At 61.6% G+C, this 12160-nt stretch carries 10 protein-coding genes; 5 read left to right on the plus strand and 5 right to left on the minus strand.

Going from position 1 to position 12160, the window contains the following annotated elements:
• Nucleotides 1-389 precede the first annotated feature (389 nt).
• The 3 genes from AA309_RS02305 to AA309_RS31595 all read left to right on the plus strand — a co-directional run bounded on the left by AA309_RS02305 (nt 390) and on the right by AA309_RS31595 (nt 3475).
• Entirely contained in the window at nt 390-1982 is a 1593-nt protein-coding gene (locus AA309_RS02305; protein WP_047187377.1) for an alpha-amylase family glycosyl hydrolase, read from the plus strand.
• Nucleotides 1983-2201: 219 nt separating this feature from the next.
• Entirely contained in the window at nt 2202-3044 is an 843-nt protein-coding gene (locus tag AA309_RS02310; RefSeq protein ID WP_047187378.1) for a TIGR02587 family membrane protein, read from the plus strand.
• 8 nt (nt 3045-3052) lie between these two features.
• Nucleotides 3053-3475 (plus strand): TIGR02588 family protein, encoded by a 423-nt coding sequence (locus AA309_RS31595; protein ID WP_052954434.1) that lies wholly within the window; start codon nt 3053-3055, stop codon nt 3473-3475.
• Nucleotides 3476-3938: 463 nt separating this feature from the next.
• Here AA309_RS31595 and AA309_RS02320 read toward each other — a convergent pair whose 3' ends face one another.
• The 3 genes from AA309_RS02320 to AA309_RS02330 all read right to left on the minus strand — a co-directional run bounded on the left by AA309_RS02320 (nt 3939) and on the right by AA309_RS02330 (nt 8791).
• Nucleotides 3939-5579 (minus strand): alpha-amylase family protein, encoded by a 1641-nt coding sequence (locus tag AA309_RS02320; RefSeq protein ID WP_047187379.1) that lies wholly within the window; start codon nt 5577-5579, stop codon nt 3939-3941.
• Nucleotides 5580-5795: 216 nt separating this feature from the next.
• Nucleotides 5796-6878 (minus strand): SDR family oxidoreductase, encoded by a 1083-nt coding sequence (locus AA309_RS02325; protein ID WP_047187380.1) that lies wholly within the window; start codon nt 6876-6878, stop codon nt 5796-5798.
• 125 nt (nt 6879-7003) lie between these two features.
• A complete protein-coding gene (locus AA309_RS02330) occupies nt 7004-8791 on the minus strand; it encodes a thiamine pyrophosphate-requiring protein (RefSeq protein ID WP_047187381.1) in 1788 nt (595 codons plus the stop codon).
• 116 nt (nt 8792-8907) lie between these two features.
• Here AA309_RS02330 and AA309_RS02335 point away from each other — a divergent pair, with 116 nt between their 5' ends.
• A complete protein-coding gene (locus AA309_RS02335; protein ID WP_047187382.1) occupies nt 8908-9228 on the plus strand; it encodes a hypothetical protein in 321 nt (106 codons plus the stop codon).
• An 8-nt stretch (nt 9229-9236) separates the two neighbouring features.
• Here the strand turns inward: AA309_RS02335 and AA309_RS02340 are convergent, their stop codons facing one another.
• Nucleotides 9237-9962 carry a DUF2270 domain-containing protein gene (locus AA309_RS02340; RefSeq protein ID WP_052954435.1) on the minus strand — a complete coding sequence of 242 codons (726 nt, stop codon included), beginning with the start codon at nt 9960-9962 and terminating at the stop codon, nt 9237-9239.
• A gap of 258 nt (nt 9963-10220) precedes the next feature.
• Here AA309_RS02340 and AA309_RS02345 point away from each other — a divergent pair, with 258 nt between their 5' ends.
• Nucleotides 10221-10970, plus strand: a complete 750-nt coding sequence (locus tag AA309_RS02345) for a sulfite exporter TauE/SafE family protein (protein WP_047187383.1) — start codon at nt 10221-10223, stop codon at nt 10968-10970.
• A gap of 141 nt (nt 10971-11111) precedes the next feature.
• Here AA309_RS02345 and AA309_RS02350 read toward each other — a convergent pair whose 3' ends face one another.
• A complete protein-coding gene (locus AA309_RS02350; protein ID WP_052954436.1) occupies nt 11112-12125 on the minus strand; it encodes an ABC transporter substrate-binding protein in 1014 nt (337 codons plus the stop codon).
• Nucleotides 12126-12160 lie beyond the last annotated feature (35 nt).

Below are 12160 nucleotides of genomic sequence, written 5' to 3' on the forward strand. Positions count from 1 at the left end.
TCCGCGATCCCGCAGATGATGAGAGCGCGCCAACGCCAATCGCGCAGAGCGCTTTTGCTGTTCGCCATCCGCTCCGACGGCTGCGTCGCGTCCGGAGCTGCGGTGCTTGCTGTTCCCGTAGCGCACATCGCCATCGGGCCCCTCGCCTCCTCGGTGTCAGCTCGACCTTCTCGATCAGCGAGCGGATCAGCTCCATCGCCTCAATCTTGAGCACTGGCAGTTCGGGCAGCTCTAAGCTGAGTAGCTGCAAAGATGTCTGGTCTCAGGCGCATCCGAGCCCGTTCGTCCTCACTCAACCGCCTCGAGTGACAGGAACAGATCGGTGCCTGGCGAATTCGCCTTTCGTTGCCTCTCCGGCGGACCTTCTTCCAAGCAGTGGAGCCACCCTTATGCCTGAGACCACATGGTGGAAACGCGGCATCGTCTATCAGATCTATCCTCGCTCGTTCCAGGACAGTAACGGTGATGGGATTGGCGACCTGAAGGGTATTCGTCAGCGTCTCGATTATCTCATGTGGTTCGGAATCGATGCACTCTGGATCTCGCCGATCTACATCTCGCCGATGGCCGACTTTGGCTATGACGTCGCCGATTACTGCGGCATCGACCCGATTTTCGGCACCCTTGAGGATTTCGACCACCTCATCGAAGAGGCCCATGCCAAAGGGCTCAAGCTTATTCTGGACTTCGTCCCCAACCATACCTCGGATCAGCATCCTTGGTTTCAGGAGAGCCGCTCGTCGCGGGCCAACCCGAAGCGTGACTGGTACATCTGGCGCGATCCCGCTCCGGATGGAGGCCTGCCCAATAATTGGATCAGCAATTTCGGCGGATCTGCATGGGAGTGGGACGAAGCCACGGAGCAGTATTACTATAATGCCTTCCTGAAGGAGCAGCCCGATCTCAACTGGCGCAACCCCGAAGTGCGCAAGGCCATGTACGATGCTCTGCGCTTCTGGCTGAACCGCGGCGTCGATGGCTTCCGTGTCGATGTGATCTGGCATCTGATCAAGGATGCCGAGTTCCGGGACAACCCGCCGAACCTCGGCTTTCAGCCGAACCAGGCCGAGATCAACCGTTTCCTCCAGGTCTATTCAGCCGACCAGCCGGAGGTGCATGAGGTCGTCAGCGAAATGCGACGCGTGCTCGAGGAATATCCAGAACGGGTGCTCATCGGGGAAATCTACCTCCCGCTCGAACGTCTCGTGACCTATTACGGACAGAACCTCTCAGGAGCCCATCTGCCATTCAACTTCCAGCTCATTCATACGGCTTGGAATGCGCGCCAGATCGCGGCCCTGATCAACGAATATGAGGACGCGCTGCCCGAAGGCGGCTGGCCGAACTGGGTCCTCGGCAACCACGACCAACCGCGTATCGGCGCTCGGGTCGGCCCACGGCAGGCACGGGTGGCCGCCATGCTGCTTCTGACTCTCAGGGGCACGCCGACCATGTATTACGGCGATGAGATCGGGATCGGCAAAGTCGAGATTCCACCGGAGGCGGTTCAGGATCCCTGGGAGAAGAACGAACCGGGCCTTGGATTGGGGCGCGATCCGCAAAGAACCCCGATGCATTGGGACGGCTCGGCTCAAAGCGGTTTCACGCGCGGCAGGCCCTGGCTTCCGCTCGATCCGCGCTACCCCTCGTGCCATGTGGAGGGGCTTCGGAATGAGCCGACCTCCATCCTGATGCTTTATCGGCGCCTGATCGAGTTGCGGCGGCAGCACATGGCCCTCAGCATCGGCCGCTACAAGCCAATTCCGACGGAAGGCGATGTCCTGGCCTATGAGCGGCAGCACAAGGCGGAGCGCCTTCTGGTGGCGCTGAACCTCGGGGAAAAGCCGCACACCTTCCTGCTGCCCGATGGGGCGACAGGACGGGTGCTGCTGTCGACCGGCCTGGATCAAGGCGGGGAAACGACTGGAGCGCAGGTCCACCTGAGGTCCGATGAGGGGCTCATCATCGCGCTTCAAGGGTGAGAGTTGTCCACACGGTACCCGGCAACTCCGAACAGTTCGAAGAGGCGCCACCAGTAGAACGCCCCTCCCCTCTGCCATTGAGCCCCTCTTCTTGGCCGGACTTCATCATGAGGCGCGCCTCTGTGTGACGCAGCCGAAGCTGGAACCTAGTTTGAATGTATGGGTTCTCCTCACACGGCCAAGCTTCGTCCGAGATGGTGACGATCGCGGGTTCATGAGATGGCGCGAGACGATAGTCTTCTGGAAACGAACAAGGATTATGCCATCGGCCTCGGCCGTGCCTTTGGCGGCGCCGTCCTTTTTGCCATTCCGCTTCTGATGACCATGGAGATGTGGTGGCTCGGCTTTTCCATGGGCCGGGGCCGGCTTCTCCTGTTCATGGCTCTCAACTTCGCCATCCTGGTCGGTCTGTCCTACTTCGCGGGTTTCGAGAAGACGTTCAGCTGGAAGGAGGACGTGATGGATGCCCTCGCCGCCTTCGGAGTCGGCCTGGTGACGTCAGCGCTCATGCTCACCCTGCTGGCCGTGATCACCCTCGACATGACCTGGAACGAAATTGTCGGAAAGGTTGCTCTGCAGAGTGTACCGGCCAGCATCGGCGCCATGCTCGGGCGCAAGCAGTTGGGGGCGGAACAGGACACTCGATCCGAGGAGGACCGTAAGCGGGAGGCCGGCTATGGCGGGGAGCTTTTCCTGATGATGGCCGGTGCCTTGTTCCTGGCTTTCAACGTGGCGCCGACCGAGGAAATGATCCTGATCGCCTTCCAGATGTCGCCCTTGCACGCCTTGGCCCTTGGCGGAGCCTCCATCTTCCTGCTGCACGTCTTCGTCTATGCGGTCGGGTTCTCGGGTCAGGAGAGCCGACCTGAAGGAGGAACATTTCTGCCGACCTTTCTCCACTTCACCGTGGCCGGGTACGGAATTGCCCTTCTGGTCAGTTTGTACGTGCTCTGGACCTTCGGCCGCACGGACGGTGTGGCGCCTGCCGAGATCGCGAGCATGGTCGTCGTGCTCGGGTTCCCGGCCTCTCTGGGCGCTGCGATGGCCCGACTGGTGATATGAGGCGGGCGATGAAGAGCGACAGCATGCACCAGAATGGGCATCATTCGGACGCTGACCAACATACGCCCTGGCTCGAATGGATTGCCGCGGGTGCCGGGCTGCTGCTGGCCGTCTGCATGTTCGGCTTCATCGGATGGCAGGCGCTGAACGATGCCACCTCGCCACCGGTGATTACGGTCGAGACCACCGATGTCGATCCGGTTGCGGGCGGCTACCGTGTGATGTTCCAGGCTCGGAACGCAGGTGGAGCGGCTGCGGCCCAAGTCCGGATCGAAGGAACGCTGGCCGTTGGCAGCCGTCCGCCTGAAGTCAGCAGCGTGATCCTCGACTACATCCCCGGGCAATCAGCCCGCGAGGGCGGATTGTTCTTCATGCAGGACCCCCGATCGGGAAACCTGACTTTGCGCGCCTCGGGGTTTGGCAAGCCCTGACATCCTGAATCCCGAGCGGGAACTCGATCCTGTGCTGGGGATTGCCCATCCGAGAGAGCCAGTCGGAGCGCCATTCGTATGCCAATTCCTCTGCCGAACCAGCCCTACCCGGAGCCGACGCCAGCCGACCCTAATCCCGCTCCCGTCAGTCCGCCCGCGCCGCCTGAGACGCCGCAGCCCGAGCCTGTCGGAGTGCCGCCGATGGCACCTGGAGATATTCCACCTCCCGGAGAGCCCGTTGGCGTGCCTCCGACCAATCCCCCGGAGATCCCTGTCACGCCGACAACTCCACAACCCACCGCGTGATTTGACCCATGGGAGAGACGAAACAGGAGTTCTCTCCGATCACGAAAGCGGCGCTGTCTTACATCTAGAGCTGTTTCCACGGACATGGAATCAGCTCTCTTCTTTGCTCTGCCGCATTTTTGAACGGCGAACCGGATCCACTTCGCCGAAAAATGCTTTATCGCCGCTCACCCTGTGCGCGGAACCACCGATAGCCATAGGCGCTGAGGCGGATCGGCTCGGAGGCATCCCGCATGGTCCGGTCGTCTTCATTGCAGAAAAGTGGCCGCAAGCGGCTGACTTCGTCGAGCGAGACCTGCACTTCGACAGCACGATCTGCAAGATTATGGACAATGAGGATGGTCTCTCCACGCCAGTCGTATCGCAACGCAAGCGCACTCGTCTCTGTTGTCTCGAGCACCTGGCACCTGCCCCACCCGATTTCGGGGCACGCACGCCGCGTGCGGATGAGATGCTGCAATGTGCTCATCAGCGAACCATCAAGATCGCGCTGGGCCGCAACGTTGACGTTCCGGTAGTCGAACGCCCCGTCCGAGACGACGGGCCGCACGAGATGCTCCGCCGGCGCGGTCGAGAATCCTGCATTCCGCTCATCAGCCCATTGCATCGGCGTCCTGACCGAGTTGCGCTCCGGAAGAGAAAGATCGTCTCCCATCCCGATCTCGTCGCCGTACCAGAGCACTGGCGTCCCCGGCAGGGCGAACATGAGGCTGAAGGCCTGTTTAAGCCGCTGTTCGTCGCCGCCGAGCATGGGGGCAAGACGTCGTCGGATGCCGCGCTTATAGGCCTGCATTTCAGGTGCGGGACCAAAGGCTGAGAAGACCTCGCCTCGCTCCGCATCCGGCAGTCGGCCAAGATCGATCTCGTCATGATTGCGCAGGAAACTCGCCCATTGGCTCTTCAGAGGAATGGCTGGCGTCTGCGCCATCACGCGGCGGATCGGCTCGGCATCCTTGCGCGCCAGCGACAGAAACAGGTGCTGGTTCAACATGAAGTTGAAGATCATATGCAGGCGGTCACCTGTTGGCCCGAAATACTCGTCCACCTGATCCATGGTGATGTTGGCTTCTGCCAGCAGCATGGCCTGTGCGCGGCGCCAGGAAACGAAACTCCGCAATTCATTGAGATATTGGTGAGGATCGTCTTTCGGCCTCTCGTCTGCCGGGACACCGCGATACTCGATCAGAAAAGGAACGGCATCGAGCCGGAACCCGGAAACACCGAGTTGCAGCCAGAAGCCCATCACCTTTTCAAGTTCCTCACGCACCTCCGGATTGGCGATGTTGAGATCGGCTTGGTGCTTGTAGAAGCGATGCATGTACCACGCCTGGGCGACGTCGTCGTAACTCCAGGTCGTGTCCTGCACGCCGGGAAACACAACGCCCTCATGGATGTCCTTGGGCTTTTCCTTCGACCAGACGTACCAATCGCGATAACGCGAGTTCGGGTCGCGGCGAGCCTCCTGGAACCATGGATGTTCGATCGAGGTGTGGTTCGCCACGAGATCGATGATGACCCTGAGGCCCCGGTCATGGGCAGCATGCGTGAACGCAACGAAATCGCCGAGGGTGCCGAGCCTCGGATCGACGCCGTAGAAATCCGTGATGTCGTAGCCGTTGTCGCGGTTCGGCGTCGGATAGAAAGGCAGGAGCCAGATGCAGGTCGCGCCCAGAGCCTCGACGTGATCGAGACGGTCAGCAAGACCCCCGAAGTCGCCGATACCGTCGCCGTTCGAATCCATGAAGGTTTCGACATCGACGCAATAGACGACGGCGTTTTTGTACCAGAGGTCGAGCATCTTGAACCACCTAGAGCCGTTTCCCCTTACGTGGAATCGGCTCTCCTCATTGTTCTGCCGCATTTTCTGAGGCGAACCGGATCCACTTCGCCGGAAAATGCTCTAGCGCATCGTGCGGAAAAGTGGACCCGGTTTTCCGCATTAGCGATGCGCTCTCTATAAGAAAGAAGCATCGGATGGGTCCCAAAAGTGCGTCCCACTTCTGGGTTCGATGCTCTAGCCGATCATGCGGGCGGCGCGCTCCCGTTCGGGCAGACGGCGCGGGCGCGTCACAGTTCTTTTCGTGCCCACACGCCATGCGATCGTCATGGCACCGGCGACGCAGCCGAGGGCAACCGCCGCGAGGATGCCGCGCATCGTCGTGCCTGAGACCGAAATCACATGCTGGCGTGAGCGCGAGCCGAAGCGTCCACGGGCTCCCGGATCGCCGGGCGGCGCGTCGAACAGGTTACCGTCGCGAGGCATTGCCGGCTCATCGGTCATCTGCCCTTCCCAGGCTCGACGCGCCATCATGCGGTCGAGAAATCCCGGCGCCACCATGGTTCCAAGGATCGCCTGGATCGTGGGGCTGCCGATCCACATCTCGCGCGGCGCCTCCAATGCTGCCCGCATGATCGCCTCGGCCACAGGCTCCGGCTCGTGAATCGGCCCCACAGGCTGCAGTCCGCGGGGCAAGTGACTGCGGGCCCAATCGAATTGCGGGGTATCGACGGCGGGAAGCTGCACCATCGTGAGACGAACGCGGCTGCCCTCGTGCTGCAACTCGCTCCGCAACGAATCGGTGAAGCCGCGCACAGCGAATTTCGCCGCGCAATAGGCCGACTGCAATGGAATCGAACGGTAACTGAGCGCCGACCCGATCTGAACGATGGTCCCCTTATTCTTCTCTCGCATATGACGGAGAGCCGCCAGGGTGCCATGGACCTGTCCCAGATACGTGACATCCGTCACCCGGCGAATCTCATCAGGGGTCAGGTCTGTCGCAGGAGCGAAGACCGACGCCATGGCATTGTTGATCCAGATGTCGATGCGTCCCCACGTGGAGACCACCTGCGAAGCTGCGCTCTCGATCGCGCTCGCGTCAGCGACGTCGGCTGCAATGACAAGCGCTTGGCCGCCCGCCTGCTCAACCTCCCGGGCTGCGCTCGCGAGGCGTTCTCGCCCACGGGCGATCAGAGCGACCCGCCAGCCGTCCCGCCCGAATGCAACAGCCACCGCGCGACCGACCCCTGCAGATGCTCCAGTGACGACGACAACCGGATTGTTCCTGGTGAACTTGTGTCCTGTCGCAGGTGCCATTGGGTCAGTCCGGCGAAACTCTTCAAACACTGCCGCCCCTTGATCTCGTAAGGATACCTGTCAGTAAAAGAAGCGATCACTTGGCGGGTTCCATCGACACGCAGCCGACACAAGGAATTTAAGTCTCACTCCTTTGATGGCAGGATCGATCCGACGAGGCTCCTGGCGGTATCGACGATCACACTTCCGCTCTCCGGGTCTCCCTGGGCGAGTGCTCCCATGAAGTGGCGGGCCTGCTTCAACGTGATATGTGGTGGCAGCGGCGGCACGTTCGGATCCGTCACCATGTCGAGCACGAACGGCCTGTCGGCGGCAAGAGCGGTCTCCCATGCAGCGCCAACCTGCTCGGGATCTTCGACCCTGATCCCGCCGAGCCCGATTGATCGCGCGAATTCAGCATACGGCACGTCAGGAAGCGCCTGCGACGGCTCCCATTTCGGATCGCCCGTCTGGACGCGCTCCTCCCATGTCACATAGGCGAGGTCGCGATTGTTCAGCACCATGACAACCAGACGAGGATCGACCCACCGCTCCCAGTATTTCGAGATCGTGATGAGTTCGGTCAGGCCGTTCATCTGCATCGCACCGTCGCCCACGAGGGCGATCACGGGACGGTCAGGATGAGCGAACTTTGCCGCGATCGCATAGGGCACGGCGCATCCCATCGTCGCAAGGGTTCCTGAGACCGAGCCCATCATCCCGCGCCGGAAATGGAGATTTCGCGCATACCAGACCGTCGTGGTGCCGCTGTCCGCCGTCACGATGCAGCCGTCCGGCAAGCGTTGCGAAAGCTCCAGCGCAACCCGCTGCGGATTGACCGGCTCTGCGGGAGCCAGGGCCATTCCGCGGATCTCCTCCTGCGAAGCGGCAACGCCGGCCTCAATCGTCTCCCGCCAGGACCGATCCTGCTTTTCATTGAGCAGCGGCAGGAGCGCCGCCAGCGTTGCGGCGGAATCCCCCAGGAGGTTGACCTCCATCGGATACCGCAACCCCAGCATGCCTGCATTCCTGTCGATCTGGACCCCTCGGGCCTTCCCCTCCTTCGGCAGGAACTCCGTGTAAGGAAAGCTCGATCCCACCATGAGGAGAGTGTCGCAATCCTGCATGAGATCCCAGCTGGCCCTCGTTCCCAGAAGACCGATCGATCCCGTGCAGAAGGGAAGGTCATCCGGCACGGCAGCCTTCCCGAGAAGGGCCTTGGCCACTCCGGCCCCAAGCCGCTCCGCGACGGCCACGACTTCGTCCGTCGCCTGAAGTGCGCCCGCTCCGACCAGAATGGCGACCCGTTCGCCTGCGTTGAGCACCTCCGCGGCGCGGGCCAAGGCCGCCGCATCGGGGACGACGGGCGATAGTTCAACGCCAACCCCTGAGTGGGTCATGCCATGCTCGTGCGCAGGCTGCTCCATGGAAGCCAGCTGAAGATCGTTGGGAAGGATGATGCAGGTGACCCGACGCTCACCCTTTGCGATGCGGTAGGCCCGGTCGATCAGATGCCGCACCTGGGCAGGCGTCGAAGCCGTCTCCACATAGGCGCCAGCCACATCCTTGAAGAGGGACTGGAGATCGAGATCCTGCTGGTAGTGAGACCCGATCGCCGTTCGAGCCTGCTGCCCCACAAGGGCGAGCACCGGCTGATGGTCCAGCTTGGCATCATAGAGACCGTTCAGAAGGTGGATCGCGCCTGGGCCGGATGTTCCGATGCAGATGCCGACTTCGCCCGTGAACTTGGCGTGGGCGCAAGCCATGAGACCTGCCATCTCCTCGTGCCGGGCCTGGACGAAGTCGATAGCGCCGTCCAGTCTCGCAAGAGCACTGATCAGGCCGCCGATCCCGTCTCCCGGGTAGCCATAGACCCGACGCACACCCCATGCGTGCAAGCGCTGCCAAATGAAATCCGCGACGGCCTCCGCCATCATGCCCTCCCGTCAGGTTCGAATCGTCAACATTTACCGGTCGGGAAGGGTTGCCTGCCGCTGGCTCTGAGCCGCCGCTTCATCAAAAAGCCCAGGCTCCGGGGCGAACGGGCGGGATGCGTCGCATCTCCTGCCGCGCCAGCTACGGGCCTGGGCTGATCGGGGTCCAGACGGGCGCCTGCATCGTCAGGCAAGCGCAGGAACAGACCGGGCCGGAGTCCATCCGTCCTGACACGGTCTCATCGAAGCTGGCGGTGACGCCCGCCGGTCTCGAAGTCCACAACAATGTCCGCTGGGTCAACCTGATATGGGGATTGAAAGACAATCCGCAAGAGCGTGCGTGCGCTCAATTGGAAGCAGGATCGCAGCCCGATCCGACGCCATCAAATCTGACCGAATGGCGCGAGGTGGCGATGACCAGACGGCTATCCTCTTGATGGCTGCCTCAGACGTGCACATTGCCGAAGGCAAGTTCGCCCTCACCCTTGGGTTGGCGCAGCGAGGCATAGAGGATCCAGCTATAGAAGATGACGATGCTCACGACCACTGCCCAGCCCGGCACTGGCCCGACTGCTGCATTGCGCACCCATTCCCCGACGGATGTAACTAGGTGAGCCTCCGCTGCGCTCTCCTGCATGCGAATGAAAGTGGTCTTCACCAGCCAGGCGAGCAGCAGGATCAGGAACATCCAGCAATAATTGCGGCGGAGACGACGTGAGATAGCTTGGCTTGAACCAATCAGAAACAGGGGCTTCCTCAAGTCATCACCGAGCCGAAAGATCCAATCGTCCGTTGTTCCTTCCTCGGGCGAAAAAATCTGGGCAAAGTAGTTCCGCTCTATCCGACGCACGCGATTGCGGTAGACATCGAAGAAGCGGTAGCGCCGCGCTTCGATCACCAACAGCAGCAAAACCAGGATCATGGCAAACAGCAGAACACCATGGTGCGCAGTCGGCGTCGAAAGCGAGAGCGACAGCATGGCAGCCACGACCGTGATGGCCCAATTGGTCGTACGGTCAATCCGGTCTCGCCAGCCCGCCATTCGAGCAATCTCAGCGCGGTGGTAATGCGCCATGACGGTGATGAACTCAGTCGAGGTGCTCGGAAAAACAGGCGGCGCAATGGTCGGCGTCGAAGCCGAGGTGGCGCGTTGATCGTTTGTTGACAGCATGGCTCTCTCCCATGCCCTAGACCGCGTTCAGGCGGCACAAGTCATCGAAGGGCCGTCCTGCTCACGAACGCCCTAAGGCGAAGGCATTATAGCACTTGTTCGGGACTCGTGATCACCTCCTGTAGGCACTGGCTCTACGTGCCCATGATGGAAGCTGTTCGGATCGGTGCGATCTCATGAGCAATTCCGGCCCGCCCCCGGGTTGGCTGGAACCACGCGAACGATCGCTCGTTGGCGTCGCAGTCCGAGGAGCAGCCCATGATCTCAGGCGAGCTCGCGTTTTATGTTGTGCTCGGCTTCGGTGCCCAGCTCGTGGATGGCGCATTGGGCATGGCCTACGGACTGATCGCGACGTCGGCCCTGCTGGCCGCGGGAGCACCCCCCGCAATCTCCAGCGCCAGCGTCCATGCGGCAGAGGTGGTGACCACGGGTCTGGCAGGCGCATCCCATGTCTGGCACCAGAACGTGGACTGGCGCACGTTCCGTCGCCTCGCTGCAGCAGGGGTCATGGGAGGTGTAATCGGAGCTTACATCCTGACCGAGTTGCCCGAAAAGCCGATGAAGGTGTTCGTCACCCTCTATCTGTTTGGGATGGCCCTCCTGATCCTTCTGCGGGTTATCCGCGGCGACGTCGAACGGAAGAAGGTCAGGGGAACGCTGCCGATTGGCTTGGTGGGAGGCTTCCTGGATGCGATTGGCGGGGGTGGCTGGGGGTCCATCGTCAACTCCACCCTGATTGCCCGAGGGGAGACGCCCCGGATCAGCATCGGCTCGGTCAGCCTTGCGGAGTTCGTGGTCACGGCGGCGATCTCGGCGACGTTTGTCATGGCGTTGGAACTTACAACCTACGGGCGGGTGGTTCTGGGCTTGATCATCGGCGGCGCGCTTGCGGCCCCGTTTGCCGGATGGTTCAGCCGCGTTCTGCCGCAGAAGGTGCTAATGGGCCTTGTGGCCCTGGTCGTGAGCGCCCTTGCGGTCTACAACTTTGTCCAGCTCGGCAGCACCTGAGGTTTAGAGCATTTTTCGGCGAAGCGGATCCGGTTCGCCGAAAAATGCGGCACAGCAAAGAAAAGACCGCGCGTTCAAGCCGAGGACAATCTCTCCGAGGTTTAGGAGCCCCTGCCTCTCCGAGGCTTGGGAGCCCCTGCCCTAGGTTCCTGCCAGCTCGTGGGCGTTGGGCATGAACAAGTCTTTCCAGGACGACGGCGTCTTCTTGACCGTCCCGACGGAGCGCATGAAATCGACGAACTTCATGCAGTTCTGCGGCACCGTCGTCCAGACATTGTCCTTGTCGGCGATCATCTTGACGATCTCGTCCCTCGTCGCGCGCTTCTCACCCGTCGTCTTGATGTAGAGTTCCGCCGCCGCGTCATGGTTCGCATTGATGAAGGCATTCGCCTCCGTGAAGGCCGCGTACACGGCGGCTGTTATCTTGGGATTGGCCTCGCAGAACTTTTTCGACGTCAGCACGACGCCGTTCGTCGTCGCTCCGCCCAGCGTGTCGTAGGAGCTGAGCACCTTGTGGATGCCCGGGGTGTCGAGCTCATAATAATAGAAGGGTGCTGCCGCATAATGGCTGGTGATCTCGCTCGACTTCGACATGACCGCCGTCGCGGCATCCGGATGCGAGCGGGTGATCGTCAGCGGATCGAGCCTCGCGTATTGGTCCTGGCCCCATTCCTTCGCGGCTGCCATCTGCAGGCACACGGCTTGCGCCGAGACCTTGATACTCGGGACAGCGATCTTGTCCTTGGCGGTGAAATCCCTGATCGACTTCACGGCGGGATTGTTCGTGACCAGGATGTAAGGCATCGACTGCGCTGCGCACAGGGCCCGGACCTCGTGGGCGGTACCGACGGTCTTGTCCCACAGCGTGGCCAGGCCGGGGACACCGGTAACGCCGAAATGCATCTGACCGCTGATGAGCGCGTCGATCAGCGATGAGGTCCCACCCAGAATCCGATAATCGACATCGATGTCGGCAAGGCCCGCCTTCGCGGCGTTCTTCTCGACGAGCTTCATGCTGTTCATCACCATCAACGGCAGATACGGCAGCCCGTGCTGCATGACGATGGTAATCTTCGACGCTTCCTGAGCGAGGGAGGTTTTGGACAGCGCCGGAAGGGTCAGGGCTCCAAGGATCAGTTCACGGCGGCGTATCATCTTTCTCTCCCTGTTGTCTTTCTCTTGACGGATCT

The organism is Microvirga vignae (assembly GCF_001017175.1).
In the GTDB taxonomy this organism is placed as follows: domain Bacteria; phylum Pseudomonadota; class Alphaproteobacteria; order Rhizobiales; family Beijerinckiaceae; genus Microvirga; species Microvirga vignae.

What these genes read in the sequence shown, in the direction of transcription:
- AA309_RS02320 (WP_047187379.1), bottom strand. Translation starts at nt 5,579, where the DNA reads ATGCTCGACCTCTGGTACAAAAACGCCGTCGTCTATTGCGTCGATGTC.
- AA309_RS02340 (WP_052954435.1), bottom strand. Translation starts at nt 9,962, where the DNA reads ATGCTGTCAACAAACGATCAACGCGCCACCTCGGCTTCGACGCCGACC.
- AA309_RS02330 (WP_047187381.1), bottom strand. Translation starts at nt 8,791, where the DNA reads ATGGCGGAGGCCGTCGCGGATTTCATTTGGCAGCGCTTGCACGCATGG.
- AA309_RS02310 (WP_047187378.1), top strand. Translation starts at nt 2,202, where the DNA reads ATGGCGCGAGACGATAGTCTTCTGGAAACGAACAAGGATTATGCCATC.
- AA309_RS02345 (WP_047187383.1), top strand. Translation starts at nt 10,221, where the DNA reads ATGATCTCAGGCGAGCTCGCGTTTTATGTTGTGCTCGGCTTCGGTGCC.
- AA309_RS02350 (WP_052954436.1), bottom strand. Translation starts at nt 12,125, where the DNA reads ATGATACGCCGCCGTGAACTGATCCTTGGAGCCCTGACCCTTCCGGCG.
- AA309_RS02335 (WP_047187382.1), top strand. Translation starts at nt 8,908, where the DNA reads ATGCGTCGCATCTCCTGCCGCGCCAGCTACGGGCCTGGGCTGATCGGG.
- AA309_RS31595 (WP_052954434.1), top strand. Translation starts at nt 3,053, where the DNA reads ATGAAGAGCGACAGCATGCACCAGAATGGGCATCATTCGGACGCTGAC.
- AA309_RS02325 (WP_047187380.1), bottom strand. Translation starts at nt 6,878, where the DNA reads ATGGCACCTGCGACAGGACACAAGTTCACCAGGAACAATCCGGTTGTC.
- AA309_RS02305 (WP_047187377.1), top strand. Translation starts at nt 390, where the DNA reads ATGCCTGAGACCACATGGTGGAAACGCGGCATCGTCTATCAGATCTAT.